This window comes from Streptomyces sp. NPDC043176, assembly GCF_056436715.1.
Genome location: NZ_JBWKCA010000027.1, coordinates 42,856 through 66,903, shown reverse-complemented (window position 1 = coordinate 66,903; position 24,048 = coordinate 42,856). Strand labels below are relative to the sequence as shown.

Annotated in this window: 23 protein-coding genes and 1 pseudogene; 9 read left to right on the top strand and 15 right to left on the bottom strand. The window is 72.3% G+C overall.

Going from position 1 to position 24,048, the window contains the following annotated elements; translation table 11 throughout:
• Positions 1–42: 42 nt before the first annotated feature.
• The 4 genes from AC067A_RS32340 to AC067A_RS32325 are packed head-to-tail and all read right to left on the bottom strand — an operon-like array spanning position 43 to position 4,968.
• Complete coding sequence (locus AC067A_RS32340; RefSeq protein WP_479246464.1) at positions 43–1,044, bottom strand: glycosyltransferase family 2 protein; 1,002 nt, start codon at positions 1,042–1,044, stop codon at positions 43–45.
• Positions 1,041–2,438: a lipopolysaccharide biosynthesis protein gene (locus AC067A_RS32335; protein ID WP_479246462.1), complete on the bottom strand. Its 1,398-nt coding sequence runs from the start codon at positions 2,436–2,438 to the stop codon at positions 1,041–1,043. Before AC067A_RS32335 ends, AC067A_RS32340 begins: the two co-directional genes overlap by 4 nt.
• Positions 2,439–2,467: 29 nt before the next feature.
• Complete coding sequence (locus AC067A_RS32330; RefSeq protein ID WP_479246461.1) at positions 2,468–4,144, bottom strand: glycosyltransferase family 2 protein; 1,677 nt, start codon at positions 4,142–4,144, stop codon at positions 2,468–2,470.
• Positions 4,141–4,968: a glycosyltransferase family 2 protein gene (locus AC067A_RS32325; protein ID WP_479246460.1), complete on the bottom strand. Its 828-nt coding sequence runs from the start codon at positions 4,966–4,968 to the stop codon at positions 4,141–4,143. The genes AC067A_RS32330 and AC067A_RS32325 overlap by 4 nt, the downstream gene beginning before the upstream one ends.
• 202 nt (positions 4,969–5,170) lie before the next feature.
• Between AC067A_RS32325 and AC067A_RS32320 the strand changes: the two genes are divergently transcribed.
• A complete protein-coding gene (locus AC067A_RS32320; RefSeq protein WP_479246458.1) occupies positions 5,171–5,887 on the top strand; it encodes a TetR/AcrR family transcriptional regulator in 717 nt (238 codons plus the stop codon).
• Between the two features lie 10 nt (positions 5,888–5,897).
• On the opposite strand, the gene mqnP is transcribed toward AC067A_RS32320, so the two are convergent.
• The gene (gene mqnP / locus AC067A_RS32315) at positions 5,898–6,800 is read right to left on the bottom strand and encodes a menaquinone biosynthesis prenyltransferase MqnP (protein ID WP_479246456.1); all 903 of its coding nucleotides are present in this window, start codon (positions 6,798–6,800) and stop codon (positions 5,898–5,900) included.
• Positions 6,797–8,254: a menaquinone biosynthesis decarboxylase gene (locus AC067A_RS32310; RefSeq protein WP_479246454.1), complete on the bottom strand. Its 1,458-nt coding sequence runs from the start codon at positions 8,252–8,254 to the stop codon at positions 6,797–6,799. Before AC067A_RS32310 ends, mqnP begins: the two co-directional genes overlap by 4 nt.
• Before the next feature lie 89 nt (positions 8,255–8,343).
• Between AC067A_RS32310 and AC067A_RS32305 the strand changes: the two genes are divergently transcribed.
• Entirely contained in the window at positions 8,344–8,730 is a 387-nt protein-coding gene (locus tag AC067A_RS32305; protein WP_479246452.1) for a PLD nuclease N-terminal domain-containing protein, read from the top strand.
• 43 nt (positions 8,731–8,773) lie between these two features.
• Positions 8,774–9,664, top strand: a complete 891-nt coding sequence (locus AC067A_RS32300; protein WP_479246450.1) for a LysR family transcriptional regulator — start codon at positions 8,774–8,776, stop codon at positions 9,662–9,664.
• Here the strand turns inward: AC067A_RS32300 and AC067A_RS32295 are convergent.
• Positions 9,561–10,496, bottom strand: a complete 936-nt coding sequence (locus AC067A_RS32295; protein ID WP_479246448.1) for a DMT family transporter — start codon at positions 10,494–10,496, stop codon at positions 9,561–9,563. The genes AC067A_RS32300 and AC067A_RS32295 overlap by 104 nt on opposite strands.
• A gap of 220 nt (positions 10,497–10,716) precedes the next feature.
• Here AC067A_RS32295 and AC067A_RS32290 point away from each other — a divergent pair, with 220 nt between their 5' ends.
• Positions 10,717–11,337, top strand: a complete 621-nt coding sequence (locus tag AC067A_RS32290; protein ID WP_479246447.1) for an NAD(P)H-dependent oxidoreductase — start codon at positions 10,717–10,719, stop codon at positions 11,335–11,337.
• Here the strand turns inward: AC067A_RS32290 and AC067A_RS32285 are convergent.
• Both AC067A_RS32285 and AC067A_RS32280 read right to left on the bottom strand, forming a co-directional pair.
• Complete coding sequence (locus AC067A_RS32285; protein ID WP_479246445.1) at positions 11,307–11,666, bottom strand: hypothetical protein; 360 nt, start codon at positions 11,664–11,666, stop codon at positions 11,307–11,309. The genes AC067A_RS32290 and AC067A_RS32285 overlap by 31 nt on opposite strands.
• Positions 11,663–11,788: a hypothetical protein gene (locus AC067A_RS32280; RefSeq protein WP_479246444.1), complete on the bottom strand. Its 126-nt coding sequence runs from the start codon at positions 11,786–11,788 to the stop codon at positions 11,663–11,665. The genes AC067A_RS32285 and AC067A_RS32280 overlap by 4 nt, the downstream gene beginning before the upstream one ends.
• 386 nt (positions 11,789–12,174) lie before the next feature.
• Between AC067A_RS32280 and AC067A_RS32275 the strand changes: the two are divergent.
• The 5 genes and pseudogenes from AC067A_RS32275 to AC067A_RS32255 form a co-directional block, all read left to right on the top strand.
• Positions 12,175–12,384: pseudogene (locus tag AC067A_RS32275) on the top strand (GntR family transcriptional regulator); the annotation flags it as partial.
• A gap of 60 nt (positions 12,385–12,444) precedes the next feature.
• Positions 12,445–12,897, top strand: coding sequence for a nucleoside deaminase (locus tag AC067A_RS32270; protein WP_479246506.1), 453 nt, complete (start codon positions 12,445–12,447; stop codon positions 12,895–12,897).
• Positions 12,890–13,798, top strand: coding sequence for an isopenicillin N synthase family dioxygenase (locus AC067A_RS32265; protein WP_479246443.1), 909 nt, complete (start codon positions 12,890–12,892; stop codon positions 13,796–13,798). The genes AC067A_RS32270 and AC067A_RS32265 overlap by 8 nt, the downstream gene beginning before the upstream one ends.
• A gap of 182 nt (positions 13,799–13,980) precedes the next feature.
• Positions 13,981–16,044: a hypothetical protein gene (locus AC067A_RS32260; RefSeq protein WP_479246442.1), complete on the top strand. Its 2,064-nt coding sequence runs from the start codon at positions 13,981–13,983 to the stop codon at positions 16,042–16,044.
• A gap of 4 nt (positions 16,045–16,048) precedes the next feature.
• Positions 16,049–17,584 (top strand): hypothetical protein, encoded by a 1,536-nt coding sequence (locus tag AC067A_RS32255; RefSeq protein ID WP_479246441.1) that lies wholly within the window; start codon positions 16,049–16,051, stop codon positions 17,582–17,584.
• A gap of 101 nt (positions 17,585–17,685) precedes the next feature.
• Here AC067A_RS32255 and AC067A_RS32250 read toward each other — a convergent pair whose 3' ends face one another.
• The 6 genes from AC067A_RS32250 to AC067A_RS32225 all read right to left on the bottom strand — a co-directional run bounded on the left by AC067A_RS32250 (position 17,686) and on the right by AC067A_RS32225 (position 23,787).
• Complete coding sequence (locus AC067A_RS32250; RefSeq protein WP_479246439.1) at positions 17,686–18,225, bottom strand: SRPBCC domain-containing protein; 540 nt, start codon at positions 18,223–18,225, stop codon at positions 17,686–17,688.
• A 44-nt stretch (positions 18,226–18,269) separates the two neighbouring features.
• On the bottom strand, positions 18,270–19,352 hold the full coding sequence (ccsB, locus tag AC067A_RS32245; protein WP_479246438.1) for a c-type cytochrome biogenesis protein CcsB: 1,083 nt from the start codon (positions 19,350–19,352) through the stop codon (positions 18,270–18,272).
• Positions 19,349–21,061: a cytochrome c biogenesis protein ResB gene (gene resB / locus AC067A_RS32240; protein ID WP_479246436.1), complete on the bottom strand. Its 1,713-nt coding sequence runs from the start codon at positions 21,059–21,061 to the stop codon at positions 19,349–19,351. The genes ccsB and resB overlap by 4 nt, the downstream gene beginning before the upstream one ends.
• Before the next feature lie 5 nt (positions 21,062–21,066).
• Positions 21,067–21,804 carry a cytochrome c biogenesis CcdA family protein gene (locus AC067A_RS32235; RefSeq protein ID WP_479246435.1) on the bottom strand — a complete coding sequence of 246 codons (738 nt, stop codon included), beginning with the start codon at positions 21,802–21,804 and terminating at the stop codon, positions 21,067–21,069.
• A gap of 4 nt (positions 21,805–21,808) precedes the next feature.
• Entirely contained in the window at positions 21,809–22,414 is a 606-nt protein-coding gene (locus AC067A_RS32230; RefSeq protein WP_479246434.1) for a TlpA family protein disulfide reductase, read from the bottom strand.
• A gap of 77 nt (positions 22,415–22,491) precedes the next feature.
• A complete protein-coding gene (locus AC067A_RS32225; RefSeq protein ID WP_479246433.1) occupies positions 22,492–23,787 on the bottom strand; it encodes a polysaccharide deacetylase family protein in 1,296 nt (431 codons plus the stop codon).
• Positions 23,788–24,048 lie beyond the last annotated feature (261 nt).

Sequence of the window (24,048 nt, the reverse complement as noted above, 5' to 3'; positions counted from 1 at the left end):
CGCCGGCCACGGGTCCGTCCCGTCCGCCCGGCGCCGCCGTGCTCACGGCCGCCCCCCGCCCGCCACGGCCGCCGGGCGTGCGACCACCGTCCCCGCACCGGCGGTCCGGCGCTCGCCGGGGCCGGGCGCGGGGCGGCGGGCCCGCCCGACGGCGTACCCGGCGACGGTCGCGCCGACGCCTCCGGCGAGCGCGCCGGCCGTGCGCAGACCGGCGGGGCGGCCGGGGCGCAGGGCCCGGGCGAACGCGCGGGGGACGGTCGAGCGGAGGTAGGCGCGCTCGCTCGCGAGGGCGGCACGGGTGCCGCCGAGGCGGGCGACCCGGGCCTTGGACAGGCCCTCCGCGTAGCAGCGGGAGACGAAGTACGCCCAGGTGGCGCGGGCCGCGGGCACCCGGTGACGGACCGCCGCGGCGGGCTCGTGGAGCAGGACGGCGCCCGGGCGGCGGGCCGCGATGCGCAGGCAGAGCTCCGTCTCCTCGCAGCCCAGCGGCCGGGTCCCGACCCGGCCCAGGTCGGCGCGGAAGCCTCCGGCGGCGACGACCTCGGCGCGCCGGAAGGACATGTTGGCGCCGATGAAGTTCCGTACGGGCGCGAGGCTTCGGGGCAGCCCGCGGTACGAGCAGCCGACCACCCAGTCGAACTCGGGCGGGAACCAGACGGGCCGCCGGGTGACCCACCAGGCCCTGACCAGGCCGCCGACTCCCGCGACGGCGGGGTCGGCGTACCGGGCGAGGAGGTCTCCGGACCAGTCGGGTTCGGCGGCCGCGTCGTCGTCGAGGAAGGCCACGACCTCACAACGGGCTTCCCGGACACCGGTGTTGCGGGCGTCCGACAGGCCCTGGCGGCCGGCGTTCGCGAGCACCCGCACCCCGGGGAACGCGGCGGACGCCCGCTCGTACAGCTCGGGGCAGTGGTCGACGACGAGGACGATCTCGTCCACGGGGTGCCGTTGGGCGCGCAGGGATCCGATCGCCGCCCGGAGGTCGTCCCAGCGGTCGAGGGTGTAGGCGCAGACGACGACGGTCACGCTCGGCACGGTGTTCACGAGGACCTCCCGGGTTCGGCCGTGAGCCAGCGCGCGCGCCAGATCAGCAGGGGTGCGGCGAGCAGGCACATGGTCACCAGCCAGGCGACGCCGGCGCCGGTGATCCCCATGACCGGCAGCAGCAGCCGGGTGAGCCCGAGCACCAGCACGCACATCGCGACCTGGAGCCCGACCGCCCAGCGCAGCCTCCGGCGGGCCCGCGACGAGTCGATGGCGATGCTGACGACGATGTTCGGCAGGGCGGACAGGGCCAGGAGCCGCAGCAGCGTGGTGCCGTGCTCGGCGTACTCGGCCCCGAACAGGGACAGGATCTGCGGGGCGAGCGCCACGACGACGGCGACGGCCGACCCGAGGAGCAGCACCGAGTGCCGCAGCACCTTCACGGCGTGCTCGACCAGCCGCCCGGGGCTCCGCACGGCCTCCACCACCAGCGAGCTGCCCAGGTTGCGGGCCACCAGGTACAGCACGTACCCGACGATCCAGGCCAGGGAGAAGTACGCGCTCTGCTCGGGGCCCAGCCGGTCCAGGACGATCAGCGGGACCAGCGTGTAGGACGCCATCCGGAACAGCGAGCCGAAGTAGTCGGCGGACGCGTACTTCAGCGCGCCCGTCGGCCGCTCCGCCGCCGTCGACCCCCGCACGTGCTGCGGAACGGCCCGGCGCAGCAGGACGAAGTTGGTGAGGAGGAGGGACACGGCGAGCGCCCCGGCCCAGGAGAGCAGGATGCCGGAGTGCAGCGCCAGCGCCGCCCCCAGTCCGAGCAGCCCGATCTTCACCACGGCGAAGACCAGGTTCTCCGCCACCACCCAGCCCGGCCGCCGCACCGCCGTCAGCGCCCCGTCCTGCATCACGAACACGGCGTATCCGGCGGTGGTCGCGACGAAACACCCGGCGGTGACCGGCGTCAGCAGGACGTCCAGTTCGGGCGCGACCACCGGCACGAGGAGCAGGAACCCGAGGGCCGCCACCGTGCTGACCGCGGCGCTCACGGCGTAGCAGGTCAGGATCAGCCGGCGGGTGTGGTGCCCCGCCGACGGCACGAACCGCACCAGGAAGTCGGACAGGTTGAGCTGTCCGACACCCGCGAGCAGCAGCGTCATGGACAGCGCGGAGTAGCTGACGCCCACCACCTCGTCGTCGTACCAGTGCGTGGCGAACACCCAGAACACGGCGCCCAGACCGGCGCTGACGAGGGAACTCAACGCGAGCAGGTGCCCGTTGCGCAGCAGCGGGTCCTTGGACAGCAGCCGCCGCCCGCCGGACTTCAGGACCGCGCCGAACGAGGGCCGCCCGCCGTCCGGTTCCCTCTCCTCGGCCGCCGGTTCCGTCCGCTCGGGCCGGGCCGGCTGCGGGGGCCGGGCGGACCGGGTGGCCCGCCCCCGGAAGCCGCTCACGACGGGCCCCTGGTGCGTCGGCTGCCGGGTCATCGTCCCTCGCCCCGCCTCCGGCGGACGGTGCGTGCCGCGGTGGCTCCGTGTCCGGGGTCTCCACGGCCGTGTCCGGGAACTCCGCGGCCGGGTCCTCGGACACGTCCGTGTACGAGGACTCCGCGGCCGTGGTGCGCGGCCCGCCGCAGCCGTCGCTCGGCCCGTCGGCTGCGCAGGTAGCCGAACGGCCCGTACAGCAGCCCGCGCAGCTCCAGGCGGGCGATCCGGGACGAGGCGACGCCGGGCCCGGAGCCCGGCCCGGCGTCACGTCCTGCGTCGGGCCGGACGCCGGCGCGGGCGTCGGGCCGGGCCTGGGGTCCGGCGTCGAGCCCGTCACCGAGCGCGGCCCGTTCACGGCTCCTGGCCAGCGCGTACCGCACCCCGCCCGGCAGCCGCCGCAGCAGCGCGGGCAGCATGCGCGGCTCGTGGGCGAGGGCCCCGGCCAGGTAGGCGCCGAATCCGGCGCCGTAGCCGAAGGCCTGCGCCTCGAGCGCCTCGGGGGTCCGCCGGTGCCGGTGCCAGACGATCGCACCCGGCTCGTAGGCGAGGGAGCGGCCCCGGGCCAGCACCCGGAAGAACGACAGCAGGTCGTCACCGCCGCGCGCGGGGGTCCCCACCCCGGTGGCGGGGTCGAACCCACCGAGTTCGCGCAGCAGTTGCGTCCGGAAGGCCATGTTCGCGCCCGACCCGAACCGCCCCGCCGTGAACGGGAACAGCGGGTCGGCCGGCGGAGTGTCCAGCGACCAGGTCCGCGGCGCGTACCCCTTCGCGAACGCCCCGTGCCGCTCCAGCGCGACCTGCGCCTCGGTGTCCAGCTCCGCGGGCACGATCAGACCGGTGACACAGCCGGTCGCCGGGTCGGCCGCGAAGGGCGCGACGAGCGCGGTCAGCCACCCCGGGTCGACGAGCGTGTCGTCGTCGGTGAAGGCGGCGACGCTCCCCCGGGCCGCGGCCAGCCCCCGGTTGTGCGCGCGGGCGAGCCCGGGCACGGGCTCCCACAGGTAGCGCACGGCGGGCCGGGAGCCCCGTCCGGGCCACCGGACATCCCGTACGGCCCCGTCGTCGCCCCGTACGGCCCCGTCGTGGCCCCGCCCGGGCCCCTCGGAGTCGCGTGCGGCCCCGTCGTCGTCCGGCGTCCGTGCGTACTCGCGCCGGATCAGCTCCTCCGTGGACGTGTCGGCGGAGGCGTTGTCCACCACGATGACCTCGAAGCGCGGGTACCGCACCGCCAGCAGCGAATCCAGGCAGTCCCGCAGCATCGCGGCGCGGTTCCTCGTCGCGACGATGACGCTGACGGCCGGGGCCGGCCCCTCGGCGGAGGCGGGGCCGGCACCTGGCCCCGCCCCCGCCCTGGGGGACGCCTTGGGCACGGCGTCCGCCCTGGGGGACGCCGTGGGCACCGCGTCCGCCCTGGGGGACGCCTTGGGCACCGCGTCCGCCCTCGGGGACGCCGTGAGCACCGCGTCCGCGAGCGCCTGCCACAGTTCCCCGGGTTCGCGGCCGGACGCCTCGGCCATCCCGAGCGGACGGCCGTGGAGCCGTACGAGGCCGAGGGCGCGGCCGGACGGCCCGGCGCGGGCGCGGCCTCCGGGGCGGCGGAAGGCTCCCGGTTCGGCGAGGTCGATGTCCACTACGGGCATCGGCGCGGCCGGCCGGGTCCGGACCGGGGTCACGGCGTGCTCCCCTCCTGCGGGGCGGGCGACGCCGTCGCGCCGGGGCGCTCGGACAGGAGCGTACGGAGCACCCGGCGTCCGTCGGAGATCGCGTGCAGGTTGGACCGTCCGTTGCGCCGGGGGAGTTCGAGGCTCGGGACCTCGGCGATGCGGAGGCCGGAGCGCAGGGCGTGCACGATCATCTCGGTCTCGATCTCGAAGCCGGTGGCGTGCAGGTCCAGCTGGTCGAGGAAGCTGCGGCGGAAGGCGCAGAAGCCGTAGCAGAGGTCGGTGAGCGTGGCGTCGTACAGCCGGTTCACGAGGGCCAGCAGGGCGTGGTTGCCGAGCCGGCGGAAGCGGGTGATGTCGAGCGAGCCGCCGCCTTCGACGAAGCGGGAGCCCTTGACGAAGTCGTACCCGTTCTCGAGGAAGTGCACGAAGTGCGGGATCTCCGCGGGGGACATGCTGCCGTCGGCGTCGATCATGACGATGTAGTCGCCGCGCGCCGCGAGGAAGCCGGTGCGCAGGGCGTTCCCCTTGCCCTTCCCGCTCTGCGGGATGCTGCGGACCGTGGGCAGGATCTGGGTCGCCACGCGGACCGTGGCGTCGTGGGAGTCCCCGTCGATCAGGAGGACCTCCCCGACGCAGTCGGGGATCTGTTCGAACACCCAGGGGATGTTGCGGGCCTCGTTGAGGGCCGGGACCACCAGGCTCACCGCGAGTCGGGGGGGCGCCTTGTCCTCGGCGCGCCGCATCGGGTGCGGCGGCGGGTCGGTGGAGCGCCTGACGGGGTGGTCGGCGGGTCGCGGGCCGGTGCCCTGCGACAGGGTCGGGTGAGTGGTCATGATGGCTCCGGATCGCATGGGTGCACCGTCGTGCCGTGCCGCGGAGGCCGTCCGTCGGAACGTGGCACGTGGCGGGTTCTCCCTGCCGATGGCACCGTACGTTTACGACGTATATGTACACTTTATCCCTGGATGTTCAGCGGTCAAGCGGAGCCCTCACCGGCCGAAGGCGGGACCGGGACGGCACGGCGAAGGCGGGCACATGCCGATCGAGAAGGACCCCCCGCAGGGGCGCCGGGCACCGGCCCGCCGCGCGGGCGACCACGGCCGCTACGGCCGCCTGAGCCGGGAGAAGGTGCTCGCCACGGCCCTGGAGCTGGTCGACCGCGAGGGCCTGTCCGCCCTGAGCATGCGCCGCACCGGCGCCGAACTCGGCGTGGAGGCCATGGCGCTGTACCGGTACGCGGCGGGCAAGGACGCCCTGCTCGACGGCCTGGTCGAAGCCCTCTACACCGAACTGGAGGAACGGCTGGCCGCCTCCCCCGAGTCACCCGGCTGGCGGGACGAACTCCACCGGATCGCCGCCGAGACCTACACGGTCGCCCTGGCCCATCCCCACGTGGCCCCGCTGCTCGCCACCCGCATGCTGGCGGTCCCGATGGCCCGCCGCCCGCTCGCCGTCCTGCGGGACCACGAGCGCATCCTGACCGTCCTCGGCCGGGCGGGCCTCGACGCGGACGCCACCGTCACGGCCTTCCGGGCGGTCACCGGCTGGGTCCTCGGCTGCATCCTCGGCGACCTGCGGGCCATGGTCGACAACCCCGACGAGCCCGACCCTGCCTTCCGCCTCGGCCTGCACCGCATGCCGGCCCGCGAACTCCCCCGCCTCCGCGACGCCGCCCCGGCCCTCGCCCACCCCGCCGGCCACACCGGCCTCGCCGCCGGCCTCGACGCCCTCCTGGACGGCCTCGCCCCCTGAGGGGCGGGGGTCAGAGGGAGAGCCCCCGCACGAGCAGGTCGAGCAGCGCGCACACGAACAGGCTGATCCCGATGAAACCGTTCGTCGTGAAGAACGCCCTGTTCAGACGCGACAGGTCGTGCGGCTTCACGATCGAGTGCTCGTAGCAGAAGGCGGCCACCACGATCACCAGGCCGACCCAGAAGAACAGCCCCGCGTCCGTCGCGAGGGCGTACCAGACGAGCAGCCCCGTCGTCACGACCGCCGAACCCCGGGCGCCCCACAGCGCGGCCGGCACGCCGAACCGCGCCGGCACCGACATCACGCCGTGCGCCCGGTCCGCCTGCACGTCCTGGCAGGCGAAGATCAGGTCGAACCCGCCGATCCACACGCCCACCGCGAGGCCCAGGATCACCGCGTCCCACGACCACTCGCCGCTCACCGCGAGCCAGGCCCCGATCGGCCCTATCGCCTGCGCGAGCCCGAGGATGGCGTGCGGGAAGTTCGTGAACCGCTTGCCGTACGGGTAGACGACCATCGGGATCACCGCGAGCGGCGCGAGCGCCAGGCACAGCGGGTTGAGCAGCGCCGCCGCCCCCAGGAACACCACCACGGCGATCCCGGCCCCGACCCACGCCGACCTCACCGACACCGCGCCGGTCACCAGCTCCCGGTTCGCCGTCCGGGGATTGCGCGCGTCGATCTCCCGGTCGATGATCCGGTTGCACGCCATCGCGAACGTCCGCAGCCCCACCATGCACACCGTCACCAGGAACAGCGTCCACCAGTGGATGTTCCGGTCCAGCTGGAACATCGCCGTCAGCGAGGCGATGTACGCGAACGGCAGCGCGAACACCGAGTGCTCGATCATCACGAGCCGGAGGAAGGCCTTGGTGCGCCCCGGCTGGGCGCCCGACACGGCAGCGGTGGTCACAGCCCGTACTCCTTCCAGCGGCGGTCCACCAGGGCCGCCGTCGCCGGGTCGGACTCGACCATGTCGGGCCAGCCGCCGTCCCGGGTGTAGCCCTCCTCGGGGAGCTTCTTCGTGGCGTCGATACCGGCCTTGCCGCCCCAGAACTGCTGATAGGAGGCGTGGTCGAGGTGGTCGACGGGGCCTTCGACGACCGTCAGGTCACGGGAGTAGTCCGTGTTCCCCAGGGCGCGCCAGGACACCTCGTGGAGGTCGTGGACGTCGCAGTCCTTGTCGACGACGATGATCAGCTTGGTCAGCGACATCATGTGCGCGCCCCAGATGGCGTGCATGACCTTCTGGGCGTGCTTCGGGTACTTCTTGTCGATCGAGACGATCGCGCAGTTGTGGAAGCCGCCCGACTCCGGCAGGTGGTAGTCGACGATGTCCGGGACGATGATCTTGAGGAGCGGGAGGAAGAACCGCTCCGTGGCCCGTCCCAGCGGCCCGTCCTCGGTCGGCGGCCGGCCGACGACGATCGACTGGAGCAGCGGGCGCTTGCGCATCGTGATGCAGTCGATCTTCAGCGCGGGGAACGGCTCCTGCGGCGTGTAGAAGCCGGTGTGGTCGCCGAAGGGGCCCTCCGGCAGCGTCTCGCCCGGCTCCAGCCAGCCCTCGACGACGACCTCGGCGTGGGCCGGGACCTGGAGCGGGACCGTCTTGCAGTCGACCATCTCGATCCGCTTGCCCTGCACGAACCCGGCGAAGAGGTACTCGTCGATGTCCCCCGGCAGCGGCGCCGTCGAGGCGTACGTGACGGCCGGCGGGCAGCCGAAGGCGATCGCGACCGGCAGCCGCTCGCCCCGCGCCGCCGCGACCGCGTAGTGGTTCCGGCTGTCCTTGTGGATCTGCCAGTGCATGCCGATGGTGCGCTTGTCGTGCCGCTGGAGCCGGTAGAGCCCCAGGTTCCGCACGCCGGTCTCGGGGTGCTTGGTGTGGGTGAGCCCCAGGTTGAAGAAGGACCCGCCGTCCTTGGGCCACGTGAACAGCGCCGGGAGCATGTCCAGGTCGACGTCGTCCCCGGTGAGCACGACCTCGTGCACGGGCGCCCCGTCGGACTTCACCTTCTTCGGCGGCACGTGGACCATCGAGCCGAGCTTCCCGAAGGCCTCGCGGACGCCGACGAAACCGTGCGGGAGCTCGGGCTTGAGCAGCCCGCCGATCTTCTCGCTGATCTCGCCGTACGACTTCAGGCCCAGTGCCTTGAGGAGCCGCCGGTCCGTCCCGAAGACGTTCATCGCGAGCGGCATGGCGGAGCCCTTGACGTTCTCGAAGAGGAGCGCCGGGCCTCCCGCCTTGTTCACCCGGTCCACGATCTCCCCGACCTCCAGGTACGGGTCGACTTCGGCCTTGATGCGCTTGAGGTCGCCTTCGCGCTCCAGGGCCCTGAGCAGCGAGCGGAGATCGTCGTAAGCCATAGGGGCCAGTATCCGCCACGGGCTACGCTGGGCCTGTCACCGGGGCGGTCGAAACGAGCCCCATCACTGCTTCCAGGGGGCTGTCCCACATGCTCAGGGCACTGATGTACGTCCTGCCGCTGGCACTGACGATCTACGCCTTCATCGACTGCCTCAACACCCCCGAGGACGAGGCCAAGCACCTGCCCAAGGTCGTCTGGGTCATCATCATCCTGCTCTTCTGGATCGTCGGCCCCATCGTCTGGTTCGCCGCCGGCAAGATGCGCCGCGCCCCCGCCGGCGGCCGTACGCCCTCCGAGTGGCACCGCAACCACCGCCACGAGTGGGTCGCCCCCGACGACAACCCCGAGTTCCTCAAGTCCCTCCGCGAGGAGAACAAGAAGGACGAGTCCGTCCTCAAGGACTGGGAGGCGGACCTCCGCCGCCGCGAGGAGGAGCTGAAGAAGCGCGAGCGCGGCGAGGACGAGGACGGCTGATGGCGCCCCGGCAGCACGGACCGGCCGAAGGGGCGGCACGCTGATGGAGCTCCGGCTCCTGGCCACCTTCGAGAAGGTCGCCGACGTCCTCTCCTTCACCCGCGCCGCAGCCGAGCTCGGCTACGCGCAGTCCAGCGTCACCGGCCAGATCCGCTCGCTGGAGTCCTCGCTCGGCGTGGAGCTCTTCGAGCGACTCGGCAGCCGGATCCGCCTCACCGAGGCCGGCGAGCGGCTCCTCCCGTACGCCCGCCGCATGGCGGACCTCGCGGAGGAGGCCCGTTCCGCCGTCGCGGCCGGCGAGGAGCCGTCGGGCCCGATCGCCGTCGGCACCATGGAGTCCCTCACCTCGTACCGGCTGCCGCCGCTCCTGGAGTACTTCCACCACCGCTACCCCAAGGTCCGGCTGACCCTCCGCCCCACCCTCGGCGACGAGACCCGCCAGGCCCTCCGCCAGGGCACCTACGACGTCGGCTTCCTCATGGAGCCGGACACCGAGCACGAGGGCCTGGAGTCCGAGGTCCTCGCCCCGGAGCCCCTCGTCCTCGTCGCGGGACCCGGCCACCCCCTGGCCGGCCGTACGGCCCTGACCAGCGCGGACCTCGCCGAAGCGCAGCTCGTCGGCACCGAACCCGGCTGCCCCTACCGCGACCTCTTCGAGCGGGAGCTGAGCGACTGGGCCCCGCCCTTCATGGAGTTCGGCACCATCGAGGCGACCAAACGCGGAGTCGCCGCCGGCCTCGGCATCGCCCTCCTCCCCCGCGTCACCGTCTCCGGGGAACTGACCTCCGGAGCCCTGGTCCCGCTCGCCTGGGAGGCCCCCTTCACCCTCTTCACCCAGCTCGCGTGGCGACGGGGGAAGCGGCTTCCGGCGCACGTCCGCCTGTTCGTGGAGCAGGCGCGCCGCCTCGTGTCCGAGCAGACCCCGCCAGCGTGACCTTCAGGCTCGCCAGCACGATCAGCGGCACCCCGAGCGCCTGCACGAGCCCGATGTGGTGCCCGTACACCGCCCAGTCCACGCCCATCGCGACCGCCGGATAGGTGAAGGCGAGCACCGCGATCTTCGCGGTCGGCAGCTTGGCGTACGCCGCGTACATCAGCACGTACATCACTCCGGTGTGGATCAGGCCCAGCCCCACCAGCCACGCCCACCCGACCCCGAGCCCCGCCGCCGCCCCGAAGTCCGTGAACGGCAGCAGCAGCGGGATCCCCACGAGCACCTGCACCAGCGCGATCAGGTGCGGCCGTACGCCGCTGATCCTCTTCGTCACGAAGGTCGACAACGCGTAGAGCACCGCCGCGGCCAGCGCGAACCCCAGCCCCTTCAGCGACGCGGTGTCCCCCGGACGCACCCCGGACACCAGCACCAGCCCCGCGAAGGCGACGGCCAGCCACCCCACCTTCCCGCCCGAGATCCGCTCCCTCGCGAACACCGCGCCCAGCAGCACCAGGAAGAACGGCTGCGTGTGGTAGACGACCGTCGCGAGCGAGATCGAGCTGGCCTCGTACGCCTCGAACAGGAACACCCAGTTGAAGACGATGAACGCCCCACCGAGCGCCGCCATCCCCAGCTTCCGCGCCGTGAACCCGTGCCCGGTGAAGAACCCCCGCACCAGGCTGTACGCGCCCAGCGCCAGCGCCCCGAAGAGGCACCGGAAGAACACCACCTCGAAGGGCGACGCCCCCGACTCGACGACGAACACGCCGAGCGTGCCCGACAGCACCATGGCGAGGGTCAGTTCGACGGTTCCCCTGGTCTCGTTTCTCATGCCACCGACGCTACGAGCGGGCCCCGCACCCGGTCCACGAGCCACTGGGGCGTCCTTCCGATGACCCCGATCGGCCCGGCCGATGGGAGCCACCGGGTCCTCGATCGGCCCGGCCGATGGGAGCCGTCACGCCCCCGGCCGGCACGGCCGACGGGCCCCGGAATACCCCCGGCGGAGCCGGAGTTGGCACCGGATACCCGACGACCCCGGAGCATCAGACATGACGCTGGACACCCCGCACGGCCAGGACCGCTCGTTCCTCTTCGTCCTCGGCAGCTCCCGCGCCGGCGGGAACTCCGAACTCCTCGCCCGCGCCGCAGCCGCCCACCTCCCCCCGGAGGTCCCCCAGCGCTGGGTGGACCTGAGCCGCCTCGCCCTGCCCGACTTCCAGGACGGCCGCCACGAGGCCACCGGCCGGCAGCCCGACGAGACCGAGGAACTCCTCCGTCAGGCCACCCTCGACGCCACCGACGTCGTCATCGTCTCCCCCCTCTACTGGTACAGCCTCTCCGCCCAGTCCAAGCGCTACCTCGACTACTGGTCCGGCTGGCTCAACGTCCCCGGCTCCGACTTCAAGGCCCGCATGGCCGGCCGCACCCTCTGGGGCGTCACCGCCATGGCCCACGCCGAACACGTCGTCGCCGACGGCCTCGTCACCTCCCTCGCCAACTCCGCCGCCTACCTCCGCATGCACTTCGGCGGCGTCCTCACCGGCACCGCCTCCCGCCCCGGCGACATCCACACCGACGACCAGGCCCTCATCCACGCCAAGACCTTCTTCCAGCGCGACACCCCCCTCGCCCGCTTCCCCTACGAGGAGGAGGCCGACGCGGCGGCGTGACCCGGCTGATGACACCGGCACCCGCAGACCAGGTGCCGGACGCCCGGTACGCCGCTGTCGCGAGGCGCGTGGTCGCGGCAGCGGTCGTGACGGCCGACGATGCAGCGAGGGGACCGGAACTCCGGATCGGCGGTGGGGGCGAGGGCGCGGGCCAGCAGCGAGACGGTGACCGCGTCCGCGATCTCCGGCGTCACCCACCAGCCGTCGCCCGCCCTGTCACGGTGCGGCCCGTCGTGGCCCACGGCGAGCACGCAGACCGAGCCACCCCACACCGGACGCACCACCTCACCGACCGCGTACACCGAGCGGCGCGCACCACAGCGGCTCATCGGGCGCTCCCGGCGGTGGCGCGAACGGCGTGGATATCACGCTGGTCGACGTCCAGGCCGACCGTGGCGAGCCAGAGCGTCCGGCGGCGCCGCCGCTGCTCCGCCGCCAGATAGGGACGCACCAGCGGCGACCGGGATCCGTCCAGCGGTTTCGCCTGTTCCCGGGCGTACGGGGAACGCCGGGCGGGAGCCCGATGCCTGGGTGCGAGGGCTGAGGGCGCTGGGCGGGGGTGGACCGCCGGACGGGGGCGATGCCTGCCGGTGGGCGGCAGCGTGAGCATCAGCAGCCAGAGAAGGAGCGGGATCCAGGCCCGTCCCAGTGCGCACGCGATAGGGTTCCGCACGTCATCAACTCCCTTGATAGTTGGTGGCCACGCCCCGGGGCCGGTAGGACGGTCGCCGGGGTTCTGCATTCGCCATTCACCATAGAGCGCGCTACACAGTGCTACAGAGTTACATAGCTAGATCCATCCAAACGTGTCTTTGTATGACTATCTAGTGTTGACTTATGAGCCTTGACTCGAAGTCGGGACGCCCGCTGTACAAGCAGCTGGCTGACGTGATTGCAGCGAAGATTGCGTCCGGGGAGTACGCCCCTGACCGAATGGTTCCCACGCCGGCTCGCCTCGCCGAGGAGTACGGCATCGCCGTACTGACCGCCCGCCGGGCCATGCAAGAGCTCGCCGGACACGGTCTGATCTACACCGTTCCCGGCAAGGGTTCCTACGTCATGCCCACCCCGCGTGATCCCAGCCCCCCGCGGGGGAAGGCTCCCCGCATGGATCAGGAACTGGCACGGCGGTGGCTCGTCACCGCGCTCGACGAGGCGCGGGAGGGGCTCGCGGAGGGCGGGATTCCGATCGGGGCCGCGCTGTACGGCCCCGAGGGCGGGCTGCTGGGGCGGGGGCGCAACCGGCGGGTGCAGGACGGGGACCCCTCCATGCACGCCGAGACCGCGGCGTTCCGGGCGGCGGGGCGGCAGCGCTCGTACCGGGGGACGACGATGGTGACGACGCTGTCGCCGTGCTGGTACTGCTCGGGGCTGGTGCGGCAGTTCGGGATCTCGCGGGTGGTGGTCGGGGAGGCGGAGACGTTCCACGGCGGGCACGGGTGGCTGGCGGAGCACGGGGTGGAGGTCGTGGTGCTGGACGATCCCGAATGCGTGCGGATGATGCGGGAGTTCGTCGACGGGAACCCCGCCCTCTGGAACGAGGACATCGGCGATGAGTGAGGCGGGTCTGCCCACGATCGACCTCGCCCGCGACCCGGACGGGCAGCTGCCCGCCGTGGACCGCGCACTGCGCGAGGCGGGGTTCCTGCTGGTCACCGGGCACGGGGTGGACGCGGGTCTGCGTGCCGACATCCGGGCGGTCGCGCGTCGCTTCTTCCACCTGCCGCCCGCGGTGAAGGAGCCGTACGCGGTGCGAGTCGGCGGGCGTGGGTGGCTCGGGCCGGGCGCGGAGGCGAACGGGTACGCGGAGGGGACGGCGACTCCGCCGGACCTGAAGGAGTCGCTGTCGTTCGCGGCGGAGGAGCCGACGGGGGACGCGGCGGTGGACGCCGAGTGGTTCCTGCCGAACACCTGGCCGGACGAGGTGCCGGAGTTGCGACCGCTGGTGGAGACGTACCTGGGGGAGATGAAGGAGCTGTCGGACCGGGTGCTCGACCTGCTGGGCGTGGCGCTCGGCGAGGAGCGGGACTTCTTCACCCGGCACACGGGCCATCCGACGTTCGGCTTCAACATCAACTGGTACCCGGGGCGGGAGCGGACGGGCGAGCCCGAGCCGGGGCAGTTCCGGATCGGGCCGCACACGGACTTCGGGACGGTGACGGTGCTGGACCGGGAGGCCGGCAAGGGCGGGCTCCAGGTGTACACCGACGCCGGAGGGTGGCAGGACGCGCCGTACGACCCCGCCGCGTTCACGGTCAACATCGGTGACCTGATGGCCGGCTGGACCGGGGGGCGGTGGCGGTCGGGGCGCCATCGGGTGCTGCCGCCGCCGGCCGACGCGCCCGCCGAGGAGCTGATGTCGCTGGTGTACTTCTACGAGTGCACCCCGGGGACGACGATCCACGGGATCGAGTCGCACGGGTATCTGCGGGCCCAGCTCGACGCCATCGCCAGTAACTGACGCAGCCTCAGGAGCTGACGCATCCTCGCGGGCGGCTCACCGCCACGGGTACCCGACCGCGCCGCCCTTCCCACCGTAAACCCGTGACCGAATGGTTGAGCGACCTCAACAACCGGTGAATACTCTCCACTTGAAGATGTGACGGGGCACGTCTTCTGGGGATGCAGGGGGAGTGACGGGGCGTGGAGAGGGAGCTGTACGGCCGCGAGGCGGTCCTGCACGAGGGCGGGCTCGCGGCACGGCTCGTCGGGCTCACCCGGCAGGGGGCCGCGCGCGTCGCGTACGAGCACGGGGACGACCCGCCGGTGACGGTCTTCACCGGCGGGCGCGGGATGGGAAAGACGGCCCTGCTCAAGGAGGTCCGCAACCGGTACAAGGGGTTCACGCCGCTGGCGCTGCTCGACTGCGCGCACGTCGAACCGCCGGCCGACCACGGGCCCGGCTGGACCCCGGTGACGGGCGCGCTCGCCGAGCTCGCGGTGCAGCTGGCGCCGCGGGGCACGGTCGTGCGGGCCGTGCAGTTCCCCCGGCTCTCGCTCGGCCTCGTCGCCGTCGCCTCGCTCGCGTGGTCCCAGGAGGACGACGAGCGGGCGCGGCGCGATCTCCAGCGCCTGGGGCCGCTGCTCGCGACGGTCGACGCGACGCGGGGCGCCGCGACGAACTGGGTGGGCAAGGTCCTCGCCAAGCTCGCCGCCACCTTCGCCGAGGCCACGGCCCCGCTGGCCGGGCTGCTCGCCGAGGCGACCGTGGAGACCGTCCTGGAAGAGGTCTTCAGCCGCTTCCAGCGCACCTCCGAGAGCTGGTACGGCGGTTACCGCAACGCGGGCGGGCGCGGCAAGGCGGGGCTCCAGCAGCTGGCGATCGACTTCGAGCAGGGCGGCGAGCGGCGGCGGGAGGCCGAGGCGTTCCTCGTCGGCGCGCTCACCGAGGACCTGTACCGCGCGTACACCGGCATCCGGCAGCGCGGCACCCGCATCGGCCGGCCGCTGCTGCTCCTCGACAACGCCCACGAGCCGGTCGGCAGACAGCTCGTCGAACCGATCCTGCGGGCCCGCGCCGACGGCCGCCGCGACCGGACCGTCGTGCTCGCCACCTCACGGGACCGCGACTACCAGGGGATGCGGCACGCCACCCGCACCCGCCTGCCGGAGACGGCGCACCGGGCGCCCTGTCCGCGCGGGACGAACATCGGGTCCGGCATCCTCGCCGTCGAGCTGACCCCGCTGTCCGCCGCCCAGACCCGGTCCGTCTTCGACCTGCACGACCCGGCCGGCCGGACGCCCGCCGAACTGTCCCGCGCGGTCCACCGGCTGACCGGCGGCCGCCCGTTGGGCGTGGCGCTCCTCGGCCGTGCCGCCGGCGAAGCGCCCGCGGACCGGCGGGCGACGCTCACGCCCGGCGCGTTGCTCGACCTGACGGTGGAAGTGCGCGAGGACAGCCCGCCGGTGCCGGTCGCCCCCGCCCTCCTCGGCGAACTCCTGCCCGTGCCCCGGCCGGGGCCGTACGCGGTGCTGGCCGCCACCCACGACGAGGAGTCGGCGCGGATGCTCGCCCACGCCCGGCTCCAGGGCGAGTCCCTCGACGGGGACGTGGCCCTGCGCGTCCGCGACCGGCTGCGCGCCGAGGACTGGCCCGAAGGGCCCGGGCACTTCGTCGCCGACCCCCTGCTGCGCGCCCTGCTCCTGCACCGGCTGCGCTTCGAGGACGACGACCACCCGCGCTACGCGGCCTGGCGCGCCGTCCACGAGACCCTGCACCGGCACTACGGGCCCGAGCCCGGCCCGTACCGGCTCCACCACGACCTGGCGCTCGGCCGCACGGAGCTCGCCGTCGTCCATCTGCGGCTGTCCTTCGCCGGTCCCGACATCCTCGGCTGGCTGGGGCAGCTGCGGTTCCTGGCCTCCGCCCCGTACCCGCGCGAACGGCACGCGACCGGGCCCGACCCGCGCCGGGCGGTCGCCCTCGGGCAGGGCCCGGCGGTCGCGCTGCCGGACGGGCTCGACGCCGACAGCACCGAACTCCACCTGTCCGTACGGCGGCTGCTGCACGCCGTATGGCTGCTCACCGATCCGCTGGCGCTGCCCGACGACGAGGTGGCCGACCGGCTGGCGCACGAGCTGCGCCGGCTGTCCGGCCGCCACCTCACGGGCAGCGGTCCGCTGTGGGACGCGGCCACCCACTGGCCGCGCGACATCCGCTCCTGGCGCGAGCTCTCGCTTCCGCCGGGCAGCGAGGACGGAGTCTGACGCGATGCTCGAATGGCTGCGCCGCCACCTCTACTGGACACCCCGCCAGAAGCTCTTCACCTGGATCGTCGTCTCCGCCGTCGTCCTCGGCCTGGGCGGTTTCGCGGTCTCGCGGTGGAACGACCCGGAGGACCGCTCCTGCGCGACCGGCGTCGAGCGCCCCGCCGGCAGCGACGAGTGCGTCGGCGTCAACGGCGACGGGCACGACTTCCGCGTCCCCTACCTCACCGAGATCGCCGGTGCCATCGGCCGGGAGAACGCCACGCTCCAGGACGGCGAGTACGCCACCGTCGCCGTCCTGCTGCCGCTGACCTCCGCCGACGGCGGCATGCGGACCAAGGTGCTGCACGAGATCCAGGGCGCGTACGCCTACCAGTACCGCGCCAACCACGCGTCCAACAGCGAGACCCCGAAGATCCGGCTCGTCCTCGCCAACACCGGCAAGGGCAACGCCCACTGGCGCTCCACCGTCGACCGGCTCGCCGCCATGACCGACGCCCCCCACCGGCTGCGGGCCGTCTCCGGCGTCGCCACCTCCTCCACCGAGATGCGGGAGGCCGTGGCCGCCCTCACCGGCGGCGGGATCGCCGTCGTCGGCACCACCATCACCGCCGACGACATCGCCAACGGCCCCGGCGCCGCGAACCGCTACCCCGGCCTGGCACGCGTCTCCCCCACCAACAGCGACGAGGCCAAAGCCCTCGCCCACTTCGGCCGGGTCGACGCCGCCAAGGCCCTCCTCGTCCAGGACACCCGCAGCGGCGACCACTACACCGACACCCTGAAGGCGGCCTTCGCCGCCTCCCTCAAGGGCGCGCCCTACGAGCCGCAGCTCTTCACCTCGCCCGCCGACCCCACCGAGGAGGGCACCACCGCCAACACCTTCCGCCAGATCACCCACCTGATCTGCGACACCCGCGCCGAGACCGTCTTCTTCGCCGGCCGCCACACCCAGCTGCGCCAGTTCATCAACGCCCTCGGCTCCCGCGGCTGCACCGACCGCGCCTTCACGATCCTCACCGGCGACGAGGGCTCCTACCTGGGCGCCGACAAGCTGCTCGACCGCAACGCGCTCAAGGCCAGGCTCACCGTGCGGTACGCGTCGCTCGCCCACCCGGACGCCTGGCGGCCCGCGCCCGGCCGGCCGGTCCCCGCGACGGGCGGTTCCACCGTCGCGTACACGACCTTCGTCACCGACATCGCCCGCGCCTCGGAGAAGCCCGTCGCGCTCGCCGACGGCCAGGCGATCGTCGCCTACGACGCGATGGCCACCGCCGTCCACGCCATCCGCCAGGCCACCCCCCAGGGCTCCCGGTACCCCGAGCTCGCCGACGTCGTCACCCAGTGGCCCCAGGTCAAGGGCTCCCTCCGCGTCCAGGGCGCGGGCGGCTGGATCTGCCTCGACAACTACGGCAACCCGTACAACAAGGCCGTCCCCATCGTCGAACTCGCCCTCGACGGCACCCAGCGCTTCGTCCAGATCGCCTGGCCCGAAGGCCGCCCCCCGGCCACCGACTGCCTCCCCCCGAAGAAGCAGTGACCCCGTGGGGGGCGTGCGTCCGCCGACGGCGGGACGGGTCGGCACAAGGACGGCTCCCCGAGCCGGGCCCGGGCGACCGCGCCTACGGCACCCGCTGGGGCCTACGGCACCCACTTGGGCCAGGGCTCGTCATCCCGCTCGTACAACGCCCGCAGGTGCCGCCACCGCTCGTCCGACCAGTCCCGCCAGTCCGTCGGGCGGCCGTCCAGTGCCGCCGCGAGCCGCTCCAGGTGGTCGTGCCACCCGGCGGCACAGTCGAGCCGGTAGTCCTTCGACCCCTGGAACTCGTTGGTGAAACGCAGCACGGCCGACCCGTCACGACCGGCCCCGGACCCCGGCTCCAGATGGAACCGCATCCGTCCGTGCGTCGTCGGATCGACCGTGTACTCGGCCACGTAGTCGGGGTCCCACGCGGTCACCCGACCCGAGACCTCGGTGTCGCTGTTGAGCCAGCGGAGCGTGACCCGCCCCCCGAGCCGGGGTTCCAGCGGGTCCGCCTCGCAGAGCCAGCCCGGCAGGCCCTCGGGCGAGGCGACGGCCGCCCAGACGACCGGCACGGGGTGCGGGAGCTCCACCACGAACCGCAGCAGGTGGGTGTCGCCGTCGTGGGTCTTGCTCCTGCCCCGGGGTATCTCGCTCATACCTCAAGCGTGGCCCCGGGGCCGACCGGCCGCTAGCGCAGGGCTCAGACGCCCGCGTAGGAGTGCTTGCTGGTGACGAAGATGTTGACGCCGTAGTAGTTGAAGAGGAAGCAGGCGAAGGCGATGAGCGCGATGTACGCGGCCTTCCGCCCCTTCCACCCGGCCGTCGCGCGCGCGTGCAGGTACGCGGCGTAACCGACCCAGGTGATGAAGGACCAGACCTCCTTGGCGTCCCAGCCCCAGTAGCGGCCCCACGCGTCGCCGGCCCAGATCGCGCCCGCGATGATCGTGAAGGTCCAGAGCGGGAAGACCGCCGCGTTGACCCGGTACGAGAACTTGTCGAGCGAGGCCGCCGAGGGCAGCCGCTCCATGACCGACCGGGCGAAGGCGCCCGGGTTGCCGCCGGTCGCGAGCTTGTTCTCGTACGAGTCGCGGAAGAGGTACAGCAGGGTGCCGACCGCGCCGATGTAGAAGACCGCGCCGCAGAAGATGGCGGTGGAGACGTGGATCCACAGCCAGTACGAGTCGAGCGCCGGCACCAGCTGGTCGCTGGGCGTCTTCAGCCACGTGGTGGCCATGCCCAGGTCGAGCAGGACCGTGGTCACCAGCGGCAGACCGATCCAGCGGACGTTCTTCTTGGCGAGGAGGAAGCCGAGGTACGCGCCGACCGCCACCGTGGAGAAGGTGGTGGAGAACTCGTACATGTTGCCCCAGGGGGCACGCTGCACGGAGAGCGCGCGGGCGACCACGCCCGAGGCCTCGACCAGGAAGGCGAGGACGGTCAGCGACACGGCGATCCGGCCGTACAGGTCGCCCTTGACCGTGCCGCCCGCCGCGCCGGGGCCGTCCGGCACGTCCCGGGTGCCGGCCGCGGACCGGGTGACGACCTGCGGCTTGTCGAGTACGGCGGTGCCTCCGGCCTTGACCTGGACGGTCACGGCCGGGGCCGCGGCACCGGCGGCCTGCTGCGTGAGGGCGGCGGCGGTACGGCCGACCTTGCTGCGGCTGCCGAACACCCACTCGGCGATGTGGGCGAAGAAGGCCAGGGTGTAGACGGCCATCGAGGAGTAGATGAGCAGGTCGCTCAGTTGCGCCAGGCTCTCGTCGGTCGTGGCGGCGAGGATCACTTGTCGGCCTCTCCAGAAGGGGCGGGGTCTTCTGCGGGTTCTTCCGCGGTTTCCGTTTCCGGTACGGCTTCCGCCGTGGGCGGTGCCTGGGCGGTCAGCGCGACCGCGAGGTCGCCCAGCTCCTCCGGCAGCTTGGCGGACTCGCTCCGGCCGAGGCCGGCCATCTCGACGACGGTGACGCCGTCCTCGCCGCGCACGGCCCGGACCCAGACCCGGCGCCGCTGGATGAAGAGCGAGCCGGTCAGTCCGGCGATCGCGGCGATCGCGCCCGCGAGGGCGAGGCCGTTACCCGGCTGCTGCGAGATCTGGAAGCTCGCCCACTCCTTGATCTCCTTCTCGAAGGTGATCGAGCCGGCGCCGTCGGGAAGGGTCATGGTCTCGCCGGGCAGCATGCGCTGCGCGACCCCGGTCCCCTTGTCGATCTTGAACTGCTTCATCTTGGTCGTGTTGAGCTGGTACACGTTCTGCGGCAGACCGGAGTTCACGCGCAGGTCGCCGTGGTAGCCGGTGAGCGCCATGACGGGGAAGTCGAGCGCCGGGAACTGCGAGAACATCGTGCCGCTGCCGGCGCCCGCGAAGGTCGGCACGAACAGGGCGGTGAAGCCGAGCTGCTCCTTCTTGCCGTTCTTGTCGCGGTAGCCGTCCATGACCTTGACGGCGCCGGTCGACGTGATGTTGTTGTCGATGGGCAGCATCGGCACGGCGCCGTGGAAGACGGTCTTGCCGCGGCCGTCCTTGACGGTGACGACGGGCGCGTAGCCGTGGGCGATCAGGTAGACCTTCGAGTCGCCGACCTTCAGCGGCTCGTTGACCCGGATGACGGCCTTCTTGCCCGCCCCGCCGTCGGAGTAGGTGACGTCCGCCTCGAAGGTGCGCGGGGTGCCGCGCTGCGGGCCGCTTTTCTCGTACGTGCCGGTGAAGGAGTTCAGGGTGAAACCGAACGGCTCCAGCTCGTCGGTGCCGAACTGGGAGCCGGACTTGAAGTCGTCGTACTGGGTGAGCGTGTTGGAGAAGCCGTCGCCCTCGACGATCAGCTTGCCGCCCTCGGACTTGAAGAGCTGGCCCCAGGCGAAGGCGACGAGCATCACGATCAGCGCCACGTGGAAGGCCAGGTTCCCGGCCTCGCGCAGGTAGCCCTTCTCGGCGGCGACGGCGTCGCCGGCCGTGTGGACGCGGAAGCGGCGCCCCTTGAGGACGGCGAGCGCGGCCTCGTGCACCTGCTCGGGCTCGGCCCCGGTGCGCCAGGTCGTGTACGCGGGCAGCCGGGTGAGGCGCCGCGGGGCGCCCGGCGGGCGGCTGCGGAGCTGGCCGACGAACTGCCAGGTGCGCGGCACGATGCAGCCGATGAGGGAGACGAACAGCAGGATGTAGATCGCGGAGAACCACACCGAGCTGTAGACGTCGAAGAACTGGAGCTTCTCGTACAGCGGGGTGAGGGTGGGGTGGGCCGCCTTGAAGGTCTGCACCTTGAGCTCGTCCGCGCTGGTCTGCGGGACGAGGGAGCCGGGGACGGCGCCCAGGGAGAGCATGAAGAGGAGGATCAGCGCGACCCGCATGGAGGTCAGCTGCCGCCAGAACCAGCGGACCCAGCCGACGATCCCGAGGGCGGGGCCGCCGACGGCGGTCTCCTCCTGGGGAGCGGTCGACAGCTGGGCCCCGGCCGCCTCGTCGGCGGCGCGCCCGGTCTCCGTCGTATCGGTCTTGCTCATGGAACTCAGATCCCCACCGTGAAACCGCTGGACCAGCCCTGCATCGTGGCGACCATGCTGTCCCACGCGCCCGTGAGGAGCAGGACACCGGTCACGATCATCATGCCGCCGCCGATCCGCATGACCCACGCGTAGTGCTTCTTGACCCAGCCGAACGCGCCGAGCGCCTTGCGGAACGCGATGGCGGCGACCACGAACGGTACGCCGAGGCCGACGCAGTACGCGAAGGCGAGGACCGCGCCGCGGCCCGCGCTGGCCTGTTCGAGGGCGAGGGCGTTCACGGAGGCGAGGGTCGGGCCGATGCACGGGGTCCAGCCGATGCCGAAGAGCGCGCCGAGCAGCGGCGCGCCGATCAGGCCGGCGACGGGCTTCCGGTGGAAGCGGAACTCGCGCTGGGTGAACCAGGGCATCAGGCCCATGAAGAACACGCCCATGAGGATCATGAGCACGCCGAGGACCGTGGTGAGCGTGTCGCGGTACTCCTGGAGGGTCGCGCCGAAGTACCCGAAGAGCGCGCCGCCGGAGACGAAGACGACGGTGAAGCCGAGGACGAAGAGGACGGCGCCGGCGGTCATCCGGCCGCGGCGGCTCTCCGCGAGGTCGGTGCCGGTGACGCCGGTGACGTACGAGAGGTAGCCCGGGACGAGCGGGAGCACGCACGGCGAGAAGAAGGAGACCAGGCCGCCGAGGACCGCGATGGGGAGGGCGAGCAGCAGGGCTCCGCTGGTGACCGTCTCGTTCACCGGCTCACTTCTCCTTGAGGAGGGGCTCGATCATCGACCGGAGCTTCTTCTCGTCGAGTGCCATGAGCGAGCGGGCGGCGATCCTGCCCTCCTTGTCGAGGACGACGGTGGAGGGGATGGCCTGCGGGTTGAGGGTGCCCTTGGGGAAGCCGAAGAGGATGAGCCTGCCCTGCGGGTCGTAGAGGCTGGGGTAGGGGACCCCGTAGTCCTCCTCGAAGGCGAGGGCGGGCTGCTTGTTGGGGTCGCGGGTGTTGAGGCCGACGAACTCGACGCCCTGGCCCTTGAGGTCCGCGGCGACCTTGGCGAAGTGGGGGGCCTCGGCGCGGCAGGGGCCGCACCAGGAGCCCCAGACGTTGAGGACGACGACCTTGCCCCTGAGGCCGGCGACGTCGAGCTGCTTGCCGTCGAGGGTCTCGCCGGCGAGCTTGCCGGTGGCCGCGCGCTCGCCCTTGGCGACGGTGGAGATGCCCCCCGTGTTGGTCACGAAGTTGGTGTTGCCACCGCCGCCGGACTTGCCGTTGCTGTCGCCGCCGCATGCCGACAGCGTGAGGGCGGCGGTCAGCACTCCGACGGCGATCAGGGTGCGTCGAGGGGCACGGCTAAGGCTCATGTGAAAAGTTTCGCATGGGCGTTTGGGGGATCTTGGGCACCCCCCTACGTGCCCGTAAAGACCCTTGTCAAGGTCGCTTAAGGCGTCGGGGACGTCTCGGGCGTCTGGGGCGTCCGATCGGCCCTGAGGAAGGCGTTCCAGCCGCCGGCGGGCTTCTGTCCGACTTCCAGGCCGCGCAGCTTGTCGAGGATCAGCGGGTCCTGGACGTCGAGCCAGTCGACGAACTGCCGGAAGGAGACGAGCCGGACGTCCTTCTTTCCGGCCATTCCCTTGAGCGCGTCCTCGACGGCGTCCATGTAGATGCCGCCGTTCCACTGCTCGAAGTGGTTGCCGATGAAGAAGGGCGCGCGGTTCGACTCGTACGCGCGCGTGAAGCCGCCCAGGAGGGCGTCGGTGGCCTGCCGGCGCCAGCCCGGATAGCGGGAGGGCATGCCCTTCGTCGTGTTCTTCGACTGGTTGGCGAGCATGTTGTAGTCCATGGAGAGGACTTCGAAGGAGTGCCCGGGGAAGGGCACGGCCTGCAGGGGCAGGTCCCAGATGCCCTGGCGCTTGCCGGGCCACATCTGGCGGCCGCCGGGCGAGCTGGCGTCGTAGCGCCAGCCGAGCCGCTTGGCGGTGGGCAGCAGGTTGTCCTGGCCGAGGAGGCAGGGCGTACGGCCGCCGACGAGCTCCTTCGTGTAGTCGAAGGGCAGCGGGTCGAGGTCGGTCCAGCCGCTGTTCGTCTTCCATTCGGTGACGAATTTCACGGCCTGGTCGATCTCGCTCTGCCACTGGGCCGGGGTCCAGTTTCCGACGGAGCCGGAGCCGCCGCAGAAGTGCCCGTTGAAGTGGGTGCCGATCTCGTGGCCTTCGAGCCAGGCCTGCCGGACGTACTTCAGGGTGTCCTTGATGTGGGCGTCGGTGAGGTAGCCGATGTCGGAGGCGCCGACGCGGTTGTTCGGCGGGCGGTAGAGGTCCTTCTTCGATTCGGGCAGGAGGTAGATCCCGGAGAGGAAGAACGTCATCGCCGCGTCGTGGTTCTTGGCGAGTTCCAGGAAGCGGGGGAAGAGGCCGTTGCCGACCTCGCCCGCACCGTCCCAGGAGAAGATCACGAACTGGGGCGGGGTCTGTCCGGGTTCGAGCGGGACGGGGGCGTCGGGCTGGTGGGGCTGCTTGCCGGTGTCGGCGGTGGAACCGTCGCCGATGAGCCGGGCGTCGTCCTTGGTCGGGGTGGGCGTGCCCGGGTCGACCGTGGCGTCGCCCCCCTTACCAGGTCCCGAACGTCCCGCTTTGTCCGTGTTGTTGGTGCTGCATCCGGCGATGCCGATCGCCGCCGCGGCGCCAACGCCCGCGCCGAGCAGCCCCCTTCGACTGATCCCGCTGTTCCCGCGCATGACAACCCCATTCGCGCTGACGTATGACCTGTACGTCATCCAAACCGACAATGAGTGAGATGCAGGGATGAACACGGAGGTTCCGGTAAATAGCACAAAATTTTAAGGGCGATCGAATGACATGAACATCGTCATCCGATCGCCCTGACTGTGGACCTTCGCTACCGCGCTGTCCAGAGGTGGACCGACTCGACACGGTGAAGGTTCCGGGGATCTACGCCACGGACGCCTTCGACGCCCCCCGGACGCCGTGAAGGTCCC